At 64.3% G+C, this 17234-nt stretch carries 17 protein-coding genes; 12 read left to right on the top strand and 5 right to left on the bottom strand.

All coding sequences use genetic code 11. The annotated features are described in order from the left end of the window. Positions 1-80: 80 nt before the first annotated feature. Complete coding sequence (locus tag NJ75_RS03295) at positions 81-1328, bottom strand: acetyl-CoA C-acetyltransferase (RefSeq protein ID WP_039331427.1); 1248 nt, start codon at positions 1326-1328, stop codon at positions 81-83. 139 nt (positions 1329-1467) lie between these two features. Here NJ75_RS03295 and NJ75_RS03290 point away from each other — a divergent pair, with 139 nt between their 5' ends. The 6 genes from NJ75_RS03290 to trxB all read left to right on the top strand — a co-directional run bounded on the left by NJ75_RS03290 (position 1468) and on the right by trxB (position 6651). Beyond that, on the top strand, positions 1468-2670 hold the full coding sequence (locus NJ75_RS03290) for a M20 metallopeptidase family protein (protein ID WP_039331426.1): 1203 nt from the start codon (positions 1468-1470) through the stop codon (positions 2668-2670). Positions 2671-2729: 59 nt separating this feature from the next. Then, entirely contained in the window at positions 2730-3101 is a 372-nt protein-coding gene (locus NJ75_RS03285) for a hotdog fold thioesterase (RefSeq protein WP_052241897.1), read from the top strand. A gap of 74 nt (positions 3102-3175) precedes the next feature. After that, positions 3176-4288: a PAS domain-containing protein gene (locus tag NJ75_RS03280; protein WP_039331424.1), complete on the top strand. Its 1113-nt coding sequence runs from the start codon at positions 3176-3178 to the stop codon at positions 4286-4288. Beyond that, positions 4285-4671: a response regulator gene (locus NJ75_RS03275; RefSeq protein ID WP_118074107.1), complete on the top strand. Its 387-nt coding sequence runs from the start codon at positions 4285-4287 to the stop codon at positions 4669-4671. The genes NJ75_RS03280 and NJ75_RS03275 overlap by 4 nt, the downstream gene beginning before the upstream one ends. A gap of 113 nt (positions 4672-4784) precedes the next feature. Then, the gene (locus tag NJ75_RS03270) at positions 4785-5579 is read left to right on the top strand and encodes a tyrosine-protein phosphatase (RefSeq protein ID WP_039331506.1); all 795 of its coding nucleotides are present in this window, start codon (positions 4785-4787) and stop codon (positions 5577-5579) included. A 97-nt stretch (positions 5580-5676) separates the two neighbouring features. Further along, a complete protein-coding gene (trxB, locus tag NJ75_RS03265) occupies positions 5677-6651 on the top strand; it encodes a thioredoxin-disulfide reductase (protein WP_039331423.1) in 975 nt (324 codons plus the stop codon). Here the strand turns inward: trxB and NJ75_RS03260 are convergent. From NJ75_RS03260 to NJ75_RS03245, 4 genes are read right to left on the bottom strand one after another with little or no spacing between them, the layout of a single operon-like run. After that, positions 6648-7436, bottom strand: coding sequence for a hydrolase 1, exosortase A system-associated (locus NJ75_RS03260; RefSeq protein WP_039331421.1), 789 nt, complete (start codon positions 7434-7436; stop codon positions 6648-6650). The two genes, trxB and NJ75_RS03260, sit on opposite strands and share 4 nt — an antisense overlap. Beyond that, the gene (locus tag NJ75_RS03255; protein ID WP_039331419.1) at positions 7433-8104 is read right to left on the bottom strand and encodes an alpha/beta hydrolase family protein; all 672 of its coding nucleotides are present in this window, start codon (positions 8102-8104) and stop codon (positions 7433-7435) included. Before NJ75_RS03255 ends, NJ75_RS03260 begins: the two co-directional genes overlap by 4 nt. Next, positions 8101-8358: an acyl carrier protein gene (locus NJ75_RS03250; protein WP_039331417.1), complete on the bottom strand. Its 258-nt coding sequence runs from the start codon at positions 8356-8358 to the stop codon at positions 8101-8103. The genes NJ75_RS03255 and NJ75_RS03250 overlap by 4 nt, the downstream gene beginning before the upstream one ends. A 36-nt stretch (positions 8359-8394) precedes the next feature. Continuing rightward, positions 8395-9399, bottom strand: a complete 1005-nt coding sequence (locus tag NJ75_RS03245; protein ID WP_039331416.1) for a GNAT family N-acetyltransferase — start codon at positions 9397-9399, stop codon at positions 8395-8397. A gap of 17 nt (positions 9400-9416) precedes the next feature. On the opposite strand from NJ75_RS03245, the gene NJ75_RS03240 reads away from it, so the two are divergent. From NJ75_RS03240 to NJ75_RS03215, 6 genes are all read left to right on the top strand, one after another. Further along, positions 9417-10943, top strand: a complete 1527-nt coding sequence (locus NJ75_RS03240; RefSeq protein WP_039331414.1) for an acyl-CoA ligase (AMP-forming), exosortase A system-associated — start codon at positions 9417-9419, stop codon at positions 10941-10943. After that, positions 10940-12166 carry a pyridoxal-dependent decarboxylase, exosortase A system-associated gene (locus tag NJ75_RS03235; protein WP_039331411.1) on the top strand — a complete coding sequence of 409 codons (1227 nt, stop codon included), beginning with the start codon at positions 10940-10942 and terminating at the stop codon, positions 12164-12166. Before NJ75_RS03240 ends, NJ75_RS03235 begins: the two co-directional genes overlap by 4 nt. A 210-nt stretch (positions 12167-12376) precedes the next feature. Then, on the top strand, positions 12377-13024 hold the full coding sequence (locus NJ75_RS03230; RefSeq protein ID WP_039331505.1) for an XrtA/PEP-CTERM system exopolysaccharide export protein: 648 nt from the start codon (positions 12377-12379) through the stop codon (positions 13022-13024). A gap of 10 nt (positions 13025-13034) precedes the next feature. Beyond that, positions 13035-14552 carry an XrtA system polysaccharide chain length determinant gene (locus tag NJ75_RS03225; RefSeq protein ID WP_039331409.1) on the top strand — a complete coding sequence of 506 codons (1518 nt, stop codon included), beginning with the start codon at positions 13035-13037 and terminating at the stop codon, positions 14550-14552. Positions 14553-14563: 11 nt separating this feature from the next. After that, positions 14564-15508 carry an AAA family ATPase gene (locus NJ75_RS03220; protein WP_039331407.1) on the top strand — a complete coding sequence of 315 codons (945 nt, stop codon included), beginning with the start codon at positions 14564-14566 and terminating at the stop codon, positions 15506-15508. A gap of 5 nt (positions 15509-15513) precedes the next feature. Beyond that, positions 15514-17226 carry a hypothetical protein gene (locus NJ75_RS03215; protein WP_039331504.1) on the top strand — a complete coding sequence of 571 codons (1713 nt, stop codon included), beginning with the start codon at positions 15514-15516 and terminating at the stop codon, positions 17224-17226. The last annotated feature ends 8 nt before the right edge of the window (positions 17227-17234 follow it).

Below are 17234 nucleotides of genomic sequence, written 5' to 3'. Positions count from 1 at the left end.
GTAACATTTGCAACTTCTTGAAAAACAATGGCCCGGCATTCGATCGCCGGGCCACTAATTGTCTCGAGTATTTACTTTGGTTAAATGCGTTCGATAATGATCGCCGGTGCCATGCCGCCAGCAGCACACATCGTTACAAGGCCGTAGCGTCCGCCCGAACGCTCGAGTTCATCGAGAGCGGTGCCGATCAGGATCGAACCGGTTGCGCCGATCGGGTGGCCAAGCGCCATGGCGCCGCCGTTGATGTTCACCTTTTCGCGATCGAGTTCGAGGTCGCGGATGAATTTTTCGGCAACGACAGCAAAGGCTTCGTTGATTTCCCAGACGTCGATATCGTCCTTGGAAAGCCCGGCCTTGGCCAGCACCTTCCTGGCGGCAGGCACGGGCGCGTTCAGCATCAACGTCGGATCATCGCCCTGGTTGGCGTAAGCCACAATGCGGGCGCGCGGCTTGAGGCCGTGCTTTTCGGCATAGGCGGGCGAAACGATCAGCAGCGCCGCTGCGCCATCAACCACGCCCGAGGAGTTGCCCGCGTGATGGAAGTGCTGGATTTCCACGTCAGGATAACGGCGGTTGATCTGCTTGCGGAAAGACGTGCCGCCAAGATCGAAGTCGGCAAGGCCGGCAAAGCTCGGCTTCAGCGCGGCGAGGCCTTCGGCAGTTGTTTCGGGGCGCGGGAATTCCTCGCGGTCGAGCGCGACCGAACCGTCCTCGTTCAGGACCGGCACGACCGACTTGTTGAAGCGGCCTTCCTTGATCGCGCGGTCGGCGCGCTGCTGGCTGACGAGGGCAAGCGCGTCGAGCGCTTCGCGGCTGATGCCTTCGATGCTGGCGATGGCATCGCCACACACGCCCTGGTGCGATTGCGGATGCAAGGCGTCGAGCGCCATGTTGCCTGAGCCCATGCCCAGCGGCTTGATGCCAGCATTGGCCTGTTCCGCTCCGTGCGCGGCGGTGAAGCTCATCATTTCGGTACCGCCGGCGATGACGCAGTCTTCCATCCCCGACATCACGGAGGCGCAGGCCAGGTTCACCGAGGTGATGCCGCCGCCGCAGAAGCGGTCAAGCGTCGTGCCCGACGCCTTGATGTCGTACCCCGCTGCCAGCGCCGCCATGCGGCCGAGGTCGCCGCCTTGCTTGCCGACCTGCGAGGAGGTTGACCAGATGATGTCGTCCACCGTCGCGGTATCGAGATTGTTGCGCTCCTTCAGGGCCTTGAGGACAGTCGCGGCGAGGTGCTGCGGGTGCAGGTGCGAAAGCGCGCCCTTGCCGGGCTTGCCGACCCCGCGCGGAGTGCGGACGGCATCGATGATATAGGCTTCGGGCATCGGGACTCTCTCCGTCAGTGGACTATTTAATCGAACGATTAACGCGCTCTGCCCGCTGGTGCAAGTCCCAAGGCCAAGTCTCGACAGCAGCGCTGCAACGTGCCAGCCTAGTGTCGATCCCTTCCACAAGAGGCCTCCGATGCTTCATCCCGACTTGCTCGAACAGGCGCGAGGCCTTTCCGATTCGATCGTCGCGCTGCGCCGTGCGATCCATGCCGAACCCGAACTCGGCCTGCACACACCCAAGACCCGGGACAAGGTCCGCGCCGCGCTCGCTCATCTTCCACTGACATGGCGTGAGGGGCCATCGACGACCGGGCTGGTGGCCACGCTGAAAGGCAGGGCCGGACCTGGACGGCGTGTCCTCCTGCGCGGCGACATGGACGCGCTGCCCATGACCGAAGAGACCGGGCTCGACTTCTCCTCCACCATCCCGGGCGCAATGCACGCCTGCGGCCATGACACGCACACCGCCATGCTGGCAGGTGCCGCCGAACTGCTTTGCGCCCGGGCTGATGACCTTGCAGGCGAGGTGCAGTTCATGTTCCAGCCGGGCGAAGAGGGATTCCATGGCGCTCGCTTCATGCTCGAAGACGGGCTGATAGATCCGCTGCCCGATGCTGCCTTTGCCCTGCACATCATGCCCAACAGTCCGCATGGCCTTGTGGCCGGTCGGGCAGGACCATTGCTTGCTTCGGCAGACCAGTTCGACATCGTCGTGCACGGCCGGGGCGGCCATGCCTCGATGCCGCACGATGCGCTCGATCCGGTGCCAGTGGCTTGTGAGATCGTCACCGCGCTCCAGACGGTCGTCACGAGGAAGTTCCCGGTGAGCGATCCCGTCGTCGCCACAGTCGCGAAGATCGAGGCGGGTACGGCCCACAACGTGATCGCCGACCGGGTCGCCATGCGCGGCACATTGCGCACGCTTTCTGCCACCAATCGCGCGCGCATCCATGAAGCATTGAAGCTGGTGGCGACGAACATCGCCGCGGCCCACGGAATGACGGCCGAGGTCGCGATCACGCCGGGGTTCCCTGTCACCGTATGCGATGGGCGCGCGGTTGATTTGGGCGAGAGGGTGGTTCGCGATCTAACCGGCGAGCATGGCTTTCACCGGCTGGACGCTCCGATCATGGGGGCGGAAGACTTTTCCTATGTGCTTGAAAAGGTGCCCGGAGCAATGTTCTTCCTTGGCGTGGCCCATGAAGGCGCAGACTGGCGCTCTTGCTGTTCGATCCACTCCACCAGAATGATGGTGGACGAAAGCGTGTTGCCGCTCGGCACTGCCGTGCTGGCCGGATGCGCCGGGCGTTTTCTTGCTGAAGGATTTGCTGCTTGATCTGGTGGAATGGTGAGAAGCCCTCGCTCGAGCGACTGACGAAATTGGGCAGTTCCTCGATGCCGGCGCACCTTGGCATCGAGTTCCATGACTGTGGCGATGACTGGATTTCCGCGCGCATGCCGGTCGACCATCGCACGCATCAGCCTTTTGGCCGGTTGCACGGTGGCGCATCGGTTGCGCTGGCAGAAACGATCGGTTCCATGGCAGGAGCCATGGTGGTGGACCCTGACCGGTTCGCTTGCGTGGGGATGGAAATCAACGCCAACCACCTGCGACCGGTGCGCGACGGATGGGTTTACGCGACTGCACGACCCGAGGCCCTGGGGCGTAGCACCCACGTCTGGTCCATCCGGATCGTCGATGAACTGGACAAGCTCGCCTGTATATCCCGGTTGACACTCGCCGTCATTCCGCTGGAACGAAAATGATGCCCATGAATTTAATGCTTTTTTCCGGAACCAAGCAGTAGGAACTGCATTTTCGGTGGCAGGTAGCCACTGATATGAACCGTAACACTTCAGATAACATCCCTGAGTCCGGCCCGATCGATCAGGCCCACACCGTGTTTGATCCAGCCGTGGCGCGTTTTCGCGCGCAACACCCCGAAGATACGTTCGACGGAGCATCTGGCGTTCTGTTCGAGCAGGCGATGGCGCAGACGCGCATGGCGATCTGCCTGTGCGATCCGCATCAGGATGACATGCCCATCGTCTTTGCCAATCGGGCGTTCCGTCACCTCACCGGATATGAGGAAGACGAAATCGTCGGACGCAATTGCCGCTTCCTGCAGGGCCCGGAAAGCGATCGAGCCTCTCTGGTGCGGATCCGCAACGCGTTGGATCGCGAGGACGTGACGGTTGTCGAACTGCTGAACTACCGGAAGGACGGCAGCTCGTTCTGGAATGCCCTGCATCTGGGGCCGGTCTACGACGCCGAAGGAAAACTGGTCTATTTCTTCGGCAGCCAGTGGGATGTTTCCGACGTGCGCGCGGCGCGGGCCGACGAGTTGCACGCGCGCGAGCTGGCACGCGAACTGTCGCATCGCATGAAGAACATGTTTGCGGTGATCGGCGGCATCGTGAACTTCACCGGCAGGGTTCGCGGCATCGAGGCCGAAGCGCGGGAAATCAATGACAGAATCCAGGCGCTTGGCCGGGCTTACGAAACGACCCTCGATGATTCTCATCGCGGCACGGTCGAGGTTGGGCAGGCCATCCGTGCCGTCCTGGCGCCTTACGATCCGGATGGGACGCGCATCATTTTCGAGGGCAACGGGCTCAGGTCGGATTTTGCATCGGTCTCGGTGCTCGGACTGTCGCTTCACGAACTGGCGGTGAACGCCATCCGTTACGGCGCCCTCAGTCGGGATGACGGGCGGGTGACGGTCGGCTGGCAGCGCAATGGTTCCGCCGAGAGCCCGGCGATACGCATCGACTGGGTGGAACATGGGCGCGGAACCGACGCTTTGCTGCAAGAGGCGGCGGCAGGTTCGGTCGGGGTGGAGGGTATCGTGGATCGCATGCTTGGCATGGCCAGGGGAGGAATTGTGAGAGAACTGAACAGCGAAGGGCTTCACGCCCGGCTCAGCATCCCCTTGCGGGATGCCGGCGAATGAGCGGGATGCATCACGCTTCGTCGGAGCCGTGCCGCGTTCTCGTGCTTGATGATGAACCGCTCATCCTGCTCGATCTGGAATTTGCGGTCGAAGATGCCGGGTGCAAGCCATTGACGGCACTCGATCTGATGGAGGCGCTCTCCATCGTCCAGAACAACGCGATTTCCGCAGCCATTCTCGACGTTTCGCTGGGCCAAGGGCAAACCTGCGAGCAGGTGGCACGGACGCTTGCGGCAATGGGCGTTCCTTACGTCCTTCACACCGGCGACCTTGATCGCATGGATGAAGCCGTCCGGCGGCTGGGCGGAACCCTGGTGCCCAAGCCGACACCGGCCGCAGTAGTTGTGGCGCGCGCGCTCGAACCGCTGGCCGTGCGGCAATAAAGGGCCAAACCCGCTACGGGTCACGAGGCATTGCCACGACGTGAAACGTCAGACGGACCCGCTTGCACGCTTGGGCAAAGCTGCCATTGCTGAGCGCAGGCAAGGACGGTGAAATGAGCGAGCAGGAACAGGCCAGGGTGCTGGCGATGGCCGGAATCCACAATTTCCGGGACTATGGCAACTATGCCGCGCGCGGTGGTCGGTTGCGCAAGGGCGTCCTGTGGCGCTCGGGTCAGCATAGCGAGGCAACGGCTGAGGATCTCGAGAAAGTCCACGCCTTGCAGATCGCCACCGTCATCGACCTGCGCGGTGATAGCGAGCGCGCTGCCAATCGCTGCCTCAGGCACCCCGAGTTCGAGGGCAGCGTGCTTTTCCATCCTGGCGAAACTGCAAGTGCGGCTGGGCGCGCGGTGCACGAAGAGATGGCGCGCGATGTGCGCACTGCCGACGATGCGCGACAGGCCATGCTTGCTCTTTACGAAACGCTGCCATTCCGGCCTGTCCTGGTCGGGACCTACCGTCTGTACATGCACGCCTTGGCCGAACGCGAAACGCCGAGCCTGTTGCACTGTCTGGCCGGCAAGGACCGGACCGGCCTCGCCGCTGCGCTGGTCCACGATATGCTGGGCGTGCACCACGATGATATCGTGGCGGACTATCTGCTCACCAATACTGCGGGCAATGCCGAGGCGCGCATCGAAGCCGGGGCGCGGCATGTGCGCGAGGGTTTCGGCATATCGATGGATGATGCCGCGGTGCGCGTGCTGATGGGCGTCGAGGCGCAATTTCTCGAGCGCGCGTTCGCAGCGATCCGGGAACGCCACGGCAGCGTGGAGGCCTATGCGCGGGAGGTGCTCGGCGTGACACCGCAGGTGCTCGCCGCGATCGAAGCCAACCTCGTCGAATAAAGAAAATCTGTCGTATAGCTGCGGAAAAAGCGGGGGGCGCGGACTGGCTTTTGCGCCCTGCGCTGCTTATCTCGCTGGCGACTGGAGGACTTTTCCCATGGCGACCACGCACAAGACCCGCATGCTCATCATCGGTTCCGGCCCGGCCGGGCTTTCCGCCGCGATCTATGGCGCGCGCGCGGGTATGCAGCCGATCGTGGTGCAGGGGCTGCAGCCCGGCGGCCAGCTGACCATCACCACCGATGTCGAGAACTACCCGGGGTTTCGCGACGTGATCCAGGGCCCGTGGCTGATGCAGGAAATGCAGGCCCAGGCCGAACATGTTGGCACGCGGATGATGTGGGACACGATCCTTGAAGTCAGCCTGGATGGCAGCCCGTTCCGCGCCGTCGGCGACAGCGGCGACATCTATGAGGGCGACGTGCTTGTCATCGCCACGGGCGCGCAGGCCAAGTGGCTCGGCGTTCCGGGCGAGCAGGAATTTTCGGGCAAGGGCGTGTCAGCTTGCGCTACCTGCGACGGGTTCTTCTATCGCGGCAAGAAGGTCGTGGTGATCGGCGGTGGCAACACTGCCGTCGAGGAAGCGCTGTACCTTACCAACCATTCGCCCGACGTGACGTTGATCCACCGCCGCGATTCCCTGCGCGCCGAGAAGATCCTGCAGGACCGTCTGTTCGCTCACCCCAACGTCAAGGTGCTGTGGAACCAGAAGGTCGACAGCTTCATCGGCGAGGCGGGCAAGGGCCTGACCGGCGTGAAGGTGATCGACACCGTGACCGGCGCGGAAAGCGTCGTCGAGACCGACGGCGCTTTCGTGGCAATCGGCCATGCCCCGGCGACCGAACTGTTCAAGGGCAAGCTCGAACTCGATGAGAGCGGCTACATCGTGGTGGAACCCGGCACGCCGAAGACCGCGATCCCCGGCGTTTTCGCCTGCGGCGACGTCATGGACCACACCTATCGCCAGGCCGTGACGGCGGCCGGGACCGGCTGCATGGCCGCGCTCGATTCCGAACGCTTCCTTGCCGAGCTGGACTTCAAGGCCGCTCAGGCGGAAGTCGCAGCAGTTTAGGGCCCAAGCACCTCGATCAGCCGCGCGTGAAGCCATTCGCGCGCGGCTTCGTCTGAAAAGCTGTGGGACGCGCTGTCGATGCGCTGGATGCGCAAGTCGGCGCTGTCCCAGACTTCGCTGAACATTTGCGCCGTCCGGTCGCGGCTGGCGAGCAGGATCGTTGCGGCGCCGCTGAAAGCCGCAAGGCCTGTCCTCATCTCCTCGACAAGGCCCGCTGGAGCAGGCGTCGGCGATGCCGCGCTGCATAGCCCTCTGGCGAGCTTTGCGAGGTTCACCCCGCCGGTCAGCAGCCGCCAGACCTCGCGCGGGTTGGCGAGCTTGGCGAGATAACGGCTGCGGATTGCCGAGGCGGGCATGGCGTTTGGGGCTTCCTCGCCATCTATCGTCCAAGGGTTGGCGAGCACGAGAGCAGCGATCGGCAGCGCAGGCGCGTTCAGCATCAGCGCTGCGGCCGCATCGCAATTGCCGAACGCGACGATGCGGGCAACATGCGGTGCTGCGGCGCGAAATGCGGCCAGGGCTGCTGCAATATCCGGCCCGGAGTGGCGGAACGACTGATTCTCGCCCTCGCTGTCGCCGACGCCGCGTCGGTCGTAGCGGAACACTGGGTAGCCCTCTCTGGCGATGCGCGCGGCCAGTTGCGCCTGTCCGCTCCAGGCGCCCGAGCGCAGCTCATTGCCGCCGGAGACGATCAGCAGACCGGTCGAGTGACTCGCGGCCTCGCGGTCCAGCGTGCCGATAAGCGTCGCCCCCTCGCACGTGAAGGTGAGGTGGCGCCTGGTCATGCGTCGATCTCGGACAGGATCACGCGGACGAGGGCGGCGGACTGTTCGGGCGCCGCCGCTGGTTCTGCCCGCAGCCACAAGCCGCCACCGCCAAGCTGGCCCTGCGCAATGAGGTGGTGCCCCTCGATTTGTGGCAAGGCATTCTCCAGCCCGGCAATCAGCGACGCACCGCAGCGCCATCCGGCAAGTTCCAGCCCTTCGCTGCGGCCAAGTTCGAGCAGCGCCGCACTGTCCTCCTGCACACCGGCTTCGCGTGAGGCAATCACGCGGGCGCGGATCATCTGGCGCAGGATCGCCGCACCCTTTGCAGGTTCGAGCGCCCAGCCCGGCAGTGCGTTGGGAAACACCAGAGCGCCACCACGTACCGCCAGCACGTCGGTCGCCCGGAAGTGGCGTGACGCCAGCTGCATCGCGCTGCGCCAACCGTGGAGGCTCTGCGCCTCGAACTGCTGCAGGCTTTCGTGGCAACCTGGCAGGTCGGGCAGGAAGCTGTCGATTCCTGCGTCATCCAGCAGGCGCATGGCATCGACCAGCATCCGCCGCATGCGGTTGGCTTCGTCGAACAAAGGCGGGACGATCAGCAGGCGTTTTTCACGGCCGCGATCGAAGGCAAGCGCATACTCCTCGCTCTGGCCTTCGGGGCCGGGGCAAGGCCAGCGCGCGATCACGCCGTGACTTTGGCTTCCAGGAACGATCGCAGGTTGCCGAAGGTCTCCAGCAGTTCGCCATCGACCTCGTCGTCCTCGATCACGATGTCGAGCCGGTCCTCGATCTCGGTGAGCAGGCCGGCCACGGCCATCGAATCAAGCTCGGGCAGTTCCCCGAACAGGCCGGTCGAAGCATCGAAAGCGGCCACGCGCTCGGCCGAAAGACCAAGAACGTCCTTTAGGATCGCGCGCAGGGTGCTGTCGGTGTCGCTCATCAGTGTCCAGCTGCCGTTATCAGTTTCATCGGGCCCTTAACCATGGCGGTTCCTGGAGACAAGGGGGCGCAGTGTTCGTGCGGCAATCGCGCGGACCAGGGAAGGCCAGTGACGGATGGCGTTCTTGCGCCATGCCCGCACGCGCCAGCGGATCCGCACATCTTCCATCCAGTCGCGCTTGTAGGGATCATCGCCAGTGCCGAAATCGATAAGCGATGCTCTATCGCAGTCGATCACATGCTCGAACATTGCCGCGCTGAGCAGCGTTCCCGGCGATTGCTTGCGGAAGCGTTCATCATGCGCAAGCTTGTGAATGAAAGCGGTGCCGCCCTCGACAGTCCAGAACTGCGCGGCGACTGGTTGGCCATCCACCTCGGCAATGCCAAGGCGCAAGCGGCCGGCCTTGCCCTCCATTTCGGCCCATGCCCGAAGAAAATCAGGCGACCCTTCGCCGGGCTTCCAGCTCAGCTTGTAGACCGTCTCGTAAGCGTCCCAATCGGCTTGGGAAAACTGCGTTGCGAGCCGCAGCGTGACTTCGCCTTTCCGGCTCTTGCGCCGGAAGGTTTCGCGCAATGCCCCGGGGCGATCTACCCAGTATTGGGCAAAGCTCCGTCCGTTCACGGCAAGCACGTGGTTGCTGTCGCAGGGCTCGGCGAGCGCGATCCAGCCAGCCTTGCGGAATGCGGAAGCAAGGGCTGTGGCGTCGTCCTCCGGCAAAGGAGCAAACATCGCCCGGTTATGGGGAAGGCTTCGCACGATCTCTGAAAGATGTCTTCCATCACCCAGAAAACGCACGAAAAAACTGTACCAGTTGGCAAGCGTTGCAATCTGCCCATGGTCTTCCAGCCAGGGCATGGCGGTGCATCCCTGCTCGTCCGCGGCAATGGTGACCCGCGCTTTCGCCTCGTCGAGGCAATGCGCTGCGAGCAGGGCAAGCCAGTCGAGCCGCTCGAACGGCGAAGCGCCCTGAGCCGCGATAACGCGCGGGTCCCCTTGCGCTTCCTTAAGACTGGCGTGATAGACGTCCAACGCTCTTGCCATTCCCTATCGAGACCCGAGTGCCACAAACGCCCGATCCCACCGTGTATCCGCTCGACCACCTTGCCTTGCGCGGCGAGCGTGATGCCCCTGCACTGGTGCTCAAGGACCGCACGCTTAGCCATGAAGCGTTAAATGCACGTGTAGGAACCCTTGCGAAGTGGTTGAAATCGCGCGTCGGCGAACCCGGTGGCCGGGTGGCGACCTGGCTGCCCAAGACCGAGCTTGCCTGCCTGATGCCACTGGCTGCGGTACGGGCCGGGCTGGTCCACGTACCGATCAACCCGCTGCTCAAGCGCGCACAGGCGGCGCACATCCTGGCTGACAGCGGGGCCGCGCTGCTGATTTCGAACAAGGGCCGCCTCGATACGCTGGAGGAGGGCGACGCACCTTGCCGGGCGATTGAGGAGGCTGCTGTATGGGCCGAAGCGGAGGCCGAAGGTGGCGCACTTCCGCCGTCTGACGCAGAGCCGGACAGCCTTGCCGCCATTCTCTATACCAGTGGCTCTACCGGGCGTCCGAAGGGAGTGATGCTCAGCCAGGCCAATCTTTGGCTGGGGGCCGTCAGCGTTGCGTATTACCTGCGGATCGCGCCACAGGACCGCGTGCTTGCCGTACTCCCGCTCGCATTCGACTATGGTCAGAATCAGCTGCTGTCCACCTGGTACGCCGGGGGCAGCGTGGTACCGCTGGATTATCTCACGCCGCGCGATGTGGTAAAGGCAGTTGCCCGACATGGCATCACTACAATCGCTGCAGTGCCGCCGCTCTGGCTGCAACTGGTGGAACTGGAATGGCCGCAGGACGCCGCGCAATCGCTCAAGCGATTGACAAACAGCGGCGGCGCCTTGACGCCATCGCTGGTCCGCGCGCTGCGGACAAAATTCCCGGTGGCCGACCTCTATGCCATGTACGGGCTGACCGAGGCCTTCCGGTCGACCTACCTCGATCCCGCGCTGGTCGACGAGCATCCCACCTCGATCGGTAGTGCCATTCCCTTTGCAGAAGTTCTTGTCATCAATGACATGGGCGAAGAAGCTCAAGCCGAGGAAGAAGGTGAACTGGTCCACGCAGGGCCGCTGGCTGCGCAAGGATACTGGCAGGACGCAGTGCGCACGGCGGAGCGGTTCAGGCCTGCGCCGGCGTTCTCGAAGCTTGGCGGCATGGCCGTCTGGTCGGGGGACCGGGTGAAGCGCGATGCGCAAGGGTTGCTGCATTTCGTCGGCAGGCGTGACGCCATGATCAAGACCAGCGGCAATCGAGTCAGCCCGCAGGAAGTGGAAGAAGCGGCAGTTGCGACAGGCATCGTTGCCGAGGCGGTAGCGCTGGGATTGCCCGATCCGCAACTGGGGCAAGCGATCCATCTCGTGGCGCGAGCGATGCTCGGTGCCGACAAGGACGGCCTGGTTCCTGCCCTGACCCGCGCCTTGCCGAATTTCATGGTGCCGCGCCACGTCCATTGGCGGGAGATCATGCCCGTGAGTCCGAATGGCAAGCTTGACCGGGTTGCGCTGGCTGCAGAACTGGCCGAGGAGACGCAGGCATGAAGCCGCTCGGCCCTATTCCATCGGGTTACACCGCCATCGACGGTGTCCTGGCAATCGCCGGGCGCAAGGCGACCGAACTTGTTGCGGAAGCGGGCGTAACGCCCCTGTTCGTATATTCGCGCGATCTTCTGACGGCGCGGGTGGCGGCATTGCGCGCCGCGATGCCGGAACGGCTTTCCATCCATTATGCAGTCAAGGCAAACCCTTACGGGCCATTGCTCAAGCATATGCTCGGGCTGGTGGATGGTTTCGATATCGCCTCAGGCGGCGAACTATCCATCGTCCGCGCGGCGGGCGTTGACCCGGCCCGAGTCAGCTTCGCGGGCCCCGGCAAGCGCGACGCGGAGCTTGAAGCAGCGATTGCGGCGGGAGCAACCCTGAACCTCGAATCCGAGGGGGAAGCCAGCCGCGCTCTGGCCATTGCCGAACGAGTGGGCGTTCGTCCCCGGCTTGCCATTCGGGTCAATCCGGATTTCGACCTCAAAGGGTCGGGCATGAAGATGGGCGGCGGGGCCAAGCCCTTCGGCATCGATGCGGAACGCGTACCGGCGCTCGCGCGCAAGTTGCTTGCTGCAGGAGCGGACTGGCAGGGTTTCCATATCTTTGCCGGAAGCCAGGCGCTTTCAGCCGACGCGATCATCGAGACTCAGGGCCAGACCCTGGCACTGGCGGCGCGCCTTGCCGAGGAAACCGGGGTTCCTCTGCCGAAGTGCAATCTCGGCGGCGGGTTCGGCATTCCCTATTTCCCGGGGGATGAACCAGTCGACATCGGCGCGGTCGGCGAGGCCTTGGCCGAGCGCTTTGCCGATCTGCCCGAAGTTTTGCGCGACACGGCGTTCTGCATCGAGCTTGGCCGCTATCTCGTTGGCGAAGCAGGCGTTTATCTTGCGACCGTGGTGGATCGCAAGGAGAGCCATGGCGAGATCTACCTCGTCACCGATGGCGGCCTGCATCACCAGCTAGCCGCCTCGGGCAACTTCGGCACAGTGGTCAGGCGCAATTATCCCAGTGCCATCGCCACGCGCTTCGACGCGCCGGTAGAGGAGGAGGCGAGCATTGTCGGATGCCTGTGCACTCCGCTCGATCGGCTGGCCGACAAGGGTGGTTTCCCGTGGGCTGATGTCGGCGATATCGTCGCCATTTTCTGCGCCGGTGCCTATGGAGCGAGCGCCAGCCCGGCGATGTTCCTTGGCCAGGGGCCGGCCGCGGAAATGCTTGTCTGACAAGAGCATAGGTTCCGGCTGTTAACGGATGACTCCGCGCCAGTCCCGTTACGGGACGGCGGCGAATGGGCGCTTGGCGTCACGCCTTCAAGCAATCAAGGCTAACGCAATCTTCACCCTTTTTGGCGATAGCCAGCGGTGATTTGCGGACCTGCGCATGCGGCTGACGAGGCTTTTGCGCAGGAGCCACCGCAGCAAGAAGGACAGTTCATGCCGTTCAATTCCCGCCTGACCCCTATGCTTGCCGGCACGGCCATGCTGAGCCTTGCCCTGTCTGGCTGTGGCGGAGTTGGGGCAGGTCCGCAGTTGCCACCTGCCTCGTTCGTGGCGCTGCAGGAGGGCCCCGGCGAGGAATATGTGATCGGCCCGCTCGATGAACTGACCATCTTCGTCTGGCGCAATCCTGAACTCGGCGCGAGCGTGCAGGTCCGGCCGGACGGGCGCATCACCACGCCGTTGATCACCGATATGCCTGCGGTCGGAAAGACGCCCTCCATGCTGGCCGAGGACATCAAGCTTCAGCTCTCGCAGTACATCCAGGAGCCCATCGTCTCGGTCATCGTAAACAAGTTTGCCGGGACCTTCAGTCAGCAGGTGCGCATTGTCGGCGCCACCGAGAAACCGGCCTCGATCCCGTTCCGCGCCAACATGACGCTGCTGGACGCGATGATCGCGGTGGGCGGGCTTTCCGAATATGCTGCCGGCAACAAGGCGCGGCTGGTGCGGTTCGACAAGCAGTCGGGCGCGCAGAAGGAATACGCGGTGCGCATCGGCGATCTGCTGCGCAAGGGCGATACCAAGGCCAACGTGCTGCTGATGCCCGGCGACGTGATCATCATCCCCGAGAGCACGTTCTGAGCGCGCGCCGATGACCAGCATTTACGAGGAAGTGCGCATTGCGCTCCATGGCATCTGGCACCGGCGCTGGATTGCGCTGGGCATCACATGGGCCGTCTGCCTGCTCGGTTGGCTGGTGGTGGCGATGGTGCCCAACAGCTATGAATCAAAGGCGCGCATCTTCGTCCAGATCGATGACGTCCTGGCCGACCAGATCGGCATCGGCGGAGACCGCAAGCGCGATATCGAGCGTGTCCGCCAGACCCTGACGAGCGCGGTGAACCTTGAAAAGGTCGTCCGCGCAACCCGGCTGGGCGACAAGGTTACGACCGACAAGCAGATGCAGGCCGCGGTCGAGAGCCTCGGCAAGCAGGTGACGGTGGTCAGCCAGCAGGACAACCTGTTCGAGATTACCGGCACGGCTGGAGGCGGTGGCCGCAACGATGGCGAGAACGCCAAGCTTGCGCAGGACGTGGTCCAGAAGATGATCGACATCTTCCGCGAGGAGAACCTTGCAGGCGGCCGAGGCGAGATGACAGACACGCTGGCCTTTATGGACCAGCAGCTGGCCGACCGGAAGAAGGCCCTCGAAGAAGCAGAACTGAAGCGCACCGAGTTCGAATCGAAGAATGCTGGCTTCATCCCCGGCGCAGGTTCGTTGACCACCCGGCTCGAGGCCGCGCGCAACCAGATGCGCGATGTCGAATCCAACCTGCTCGCGGCACAGAGCGCGCTGGCCTCGATCAACGGCCAGCTTTCGGGCACCCCGCAGACCATTGCCATTCCCGGCGTTTCGGGCGGGGCCAAGGGCGCTCTGGCCCAGGCCATGTCGGATCTGGGATCGATGCGCGCGCGGGGGCTGACCGACAGCCATCCCGACGTGATCTCGGCCAAGGCGCAAATTGCCAACCTGCAGAAGGCTGCGGCAGGCGAGGGCGGTGGCGGCGGTGCGCCCAACCCTGCCTATAGCTCGCTCGTGTCGATCAAGGCCGACCGCGAGGCCAGCCTCGTTTCCTTGCAATCGCGCCGCGCGTCGCTTCAGGCAGAAATTTCGCAACTGACCGCGCAGCAGTACAGCGAGCCGACCGTGGCAGCCGAGGCTGCGCGCATCAATCGCGATTACGACGTGCTCAAGGAGCAATACGACAAGCTCCTGCGCGACCGTGAGCAGCTGCGCCTGCGCGGCCAGGTCGAGACCGAGCGCGATGCGGTGAAGTTCGAGGTGATCGATCCGCCGACGATGCCACGCGGTCCTGCTGCGCCAGACCGGCCGCTGTTGTTGTTCCTTGTGCTGATCGTCGGCATCGGCGCGGGCTGTGGCGGCGCCTTCGCGCTGGGCCAGCTCAAGTCCGCCTATTCCACCACCGGCCAGCTGGAGCGTGCCACCGGCCTGCCCGTGCTCGGCGCTATTTCCGAAGCGATCACGCGCGAAACCCGTGCCCAGCGCGCCAAGCGCCTGAAATATTGGGCGGGCGGCGTGGCGGGCCTGTTCGTCGTCCTCTTCGTCCTGCTCGGCGTCGAGATGCTCAAGCGCGGCATGGTGGCCTGAGGAGACATGCGATGACCGATCAGAGCAAGATTCCTCTCCCGGCAAGCGGTCCTTCGCTGATCGAGCGCGCTTCGGGCACCTTCGATTTCCGCACGTTGACGCGCCCGGTCGTGCCCGACCTTCCGCCCGCGCCGGTGCCGAAGGTCGCGCCAGTGCCAGCGCCCAGGTCTGTGGCCGAGCCCGTCACGCCTGAACCGATCGTCCGGTCCGAGCCGCCGGTGCGTCCGTTCACTGGCGAGCGCCACGCGATCGACCGCGCGCATTTGCGCGAACAGTGCCTGATCGAGCCCGAGGGCGGGGTGACCGGCCTGCTCGAGGAATTTCGCATCGTGAAGCGCCAACTGCTGCGCACGGCGGCAGACGAGCGGGTCGAGCATGGCGAGCGCATTCTTGTCGCTTCGGCCCACCCGGGTGAGGGCAAGACCTTCTGTGCGGTCAACCTCGCGCTGTCGATGGCGGCGGAGAAGGACACCGAAGTCCTGCTGGTCGATGCCGATTTCGCCAAGCCTTCGGTTCTCTCCACGCTCGGCCTGCCGGGCGGGAAGGGCTTGATGGACGCGCTGGCCGATCCGGACATTGCCGTGGAAGACTGCGTGATCGGCACCGACATCGCCGGGCTCTACGTCCTGCCAGCCGGCAATGCGACTGGGTCCGACACCGAATACCTCGCCTCCGCCCGTACCGAGGATGTGCTGGCCCGGCTGACGGCCCATGCTCCTAACCGCGTGGTCATATTCGATTCGCCGCCGGTACTGGCAGCTTCGCCTGCCAGCGTCCTGGCCAATCACGTCGGGCAGACCGTGATGGTGGTGCGCGCCGATATCACCGGCGAAGCCGCGCTGCGCGATGCCGTGAGCCTGCTCTCGGCCTGCGAGGACATCAAGCTCCTGCTCAACGGCACGCGATTCTCGACCACCGGTCGCCGCTTCGGCACTTACTATGGATACAAGGAATGACCCGGATGCGGCTTCCTTCGCGCCTTCCAGTGCGCCTGCTCGCGCTTGCCGGGGCAATGCTCGTGGCAGGTCCGCTTCACGCGCAATCGCTCGATTACGAGAGCGTCGATGGTGATGCGCCGTCGGGCAAGGCCGATGCTCCGCGCAAGGGCGGGGGCCTGACCTCGCGCGGTGCCAGTGGCGGCCCTCGCGCCACGATCACGCCCTACATCGAAGCAACGCAGAACGTGCTGTGGGAGCTTTCGCCCGGCGACGAAGTGCTGACCTACAGCACGATCGCGGCCGGTGTCGACATGACGCTCAACGGTCGTCGCACACAAGGCGCCGTCTCGGTCCGCTATGAGCGGCGGATATCGCAGACGGATCGCGTGCGTGACGGGGATACGCTTTCCGGCCTCGCGCGCGTCAAGCATGACCTGATCCCGCGCACTCTCTCGGTCGAAGCTGGTGCGCTTGCGGCCCGCACACGCGTCGAGGGCAGCGGCGCGTCGACGCTCAATCCGCTCGCCGCCGACGACGCGGTAAGCCAGGTCTATTCGCTCTACGCCGGACCTGCCGTTTCCACCCACGTGGGCGACGTTGCGCTGTCTGGCTCCTACATCCTCGGTTACACCAAGGTGCAGCAGAAGGATGCCCTCCAGCTTTCCCCGGGGCAGGCACTGACCGACATCTTCGACGATTCCGTATCGCAGTCGGCGCAAGTCTCTGCAGGCATTGCGCCTGATACGGTCCTTCCGGTGGGCATCACGGCCAGCGGATCGTACTACCAGGAAGACGTGAGCAACCTCGATCAGCGCGTGCGTGACATGCGCGCAGGCGTGCAGGTCACCTATCCCGTCACGATGGAACTCGCCCTCGTTGCCGCGGTCGGATACGAGGATGTGGAGGTATCTGCCCGTGATGCCGTGCGCGATGCCGCTGGCGTGCCGGTGATCGGCAGCAACGGCCGCTACGTCACCGACAAGTGGCAGGCCCGCAAGCTGGCTTACGATACCGAAGGCTTTACCTGGGACGCAGGCGTGATGTGGCGGCCGAGCCGACGCACTGCACTCTCTGCCTTTGTCGGCCGCCGCTATGACAGCACGACCTACTACGGCAGCTTCTCCTACAACCCGAACGTGCGCAGCTCGCTGACAGTCGCCGTCTACGACAACGTGTCGGGCTTTGGCGGGCAGGTGAACCGCGCGCTGCGGGATCTGCCGACCGATTTCCAGGTCAACCGCGATCCGTTCAACGGCCAGATCAGCGGTTGCGCCATCGGCTCCGAATCCGGCGGCTGCGTCAACAACGCGCTGTCCTCGGTCGCAAGTTCGGTGTTCCGCGCCCGCGGCGTCAACGCCACTTATGCCCACCGCCTCGGCCGCCTGCAGGCCGGGGTTGGCGCAGGCTACATCCGCCGCAAGTACATCGCTCGGGAGGATTCGGTTCTTGGCGCTGCGAATGGCTTGGTGGACGAAAGCTTCTATGTCGACGCCGGGCTCAACGGCCCGATCGACCGGCGGTCGAGCTTCGCCGTTTCGGCTTATGCCGCGTGGTTCGAGTCAGGTGCTTCGAGCCTCGGTGACGTGACCACGGTGGGTGCCAACGCGGCCTACTTCCGCAACCTGACGGACCGCCTCGTGGCGACCGCAGCGGTCGGTTTGGATAGTGTTAACCGTAAAGTGATTGAAGACGAAGTAATCGCATCGGGCCTTGTTGGCCTGCGCTATTCCTTCTGATGCCCGGA

This window comes from Novosphingobium subterraneum, from assembly GCF_000807925.1.
Taxonomy (GTDB): domain Bacteria; phylum Pseudomonadota; class Alphaproteobacteria; order Sphingomonadales; family Sphingomonadaceae; genus Novosphingobium; species Novosphingobium subterraneum.
Note: the sequence above shows the minus strand (reverse complement) of the source record. Positions and strands in the feature narration are given on the sequence as shown.

What these genes read in the sequence shown, in the direction of transcription:
- NJ75_RS03295 (WP_039331427.1), bottom strand. Translation starts at nt 1,328, where the DNA reads ATGCCCGAAGCCTATATCATCGATGCCGTCCGCACTCCGCGCGGGGTC.
- NJ75_RS03290 (WP_039331426.1), top strand. Translation starts at nt 1,468, where the DNA reads ATGCTTCATCCCGACTTGCTCGAACAGGCGCGAGGCCTTTCCGATTCG.
- NJ75_RS03285 (WP_052241897.1), top strand. Translation starts at nt 2,730, where the DNA reads ATGCCGGCGCACCTTGGCATCGAGTTCCATGACTGTGGCGATGACTGG.
- NJ75_RS03280 (WP_039331424.1), top strand. Translation starts at nt 3,176, where the DNA reads ATGAACCGTAACACTTCAGATAACATCCCTGAGTCCGGCCCGATCGAT.
- NJ75_RS03275 (WP_118074107.1), top strand. Translation starts at nt 4,285, where the DNA reads ATGAGCGGGATGCATCACGCTTCGTCGGAGCCGTGCCGCGTTCTCGTG.
- NJ75_RS03270 (WP_039331506.1), top strand. Translation starts at nt 4,785, where the DNA reads ATGAGCGAGCAGGAACAGGCCAGGGTGCTGGCGATGGCCGGAATCCAC.
- trxB (WP_039331423.1), top strand. Translation starts at nt 5,677, where the DNA reads ATGGCGACCACGCACAAGACCCGCATGCTCATCATCGGTTCCGGCCCG.
- NJ75_RS03260 (WP_039331421.1), bottom strand. Translation starts at nt 7,436, where the DNA reads ATGACCAGGCGCCACCTCACCTTCACGTGCGAGGGGGCGACGCTTATC.
- NJ75_RS03250 (WP_039331417.1), bottom strand. Translation starts at nt 8,358, where the DNA reads ATGAGCGACACCGACAGCACCCTGCGCGCGATCCTAAAGGACGTTCTT.
- NJ75_RS03245 (WP_039331416.1), bottom strand. Translation starts at nt 9,399, where the DNA reads ATGGCAAGAGCGTTGGACGTCTATCACGCCAGTCTTAAGGAAGCGCAA.
- NJ75_RS03235 (WP_039331411.1), top strand. Translation starts at nt 10,940, where the DNA reads ATGAAGCCGCTCGGCCCTATTCCATCGGGTTACACCGCCATCGACGGT.
- NJ75_RS03230 (WP_039331505.1), top strand. Translation starts at nt 12,377, where the DNA reads ATGCCGTTCAATTCCCGCCTGACCCCTATGCTTGCCGGCACGGCCATG.
- NJ75_RS03225 (WP_039331409.1), top strand. Translation starts at nt 13,035, where the DNA reads ATGACCAGCATTTACGAGGAAGTGCGCATTGCGCTCCATGGCATCTGG.
- NJ75_RS03220 (WP_039331407.1), top strand. Translation starts at nt 14,564, where the DNA reads ATGACCGATCAGAGCAAGATTCCTCTCCCGGCAAGCGGTCCTTCGCTG.
- NJ75_RS03215 (WP_039331504.1), top strand. Translation starts at nt 15,514, where the DNA reads ATGCGGCTTCCTTCGCGCCTTCCAGTGCGCCTGCTCGCGCTTGCCGGG.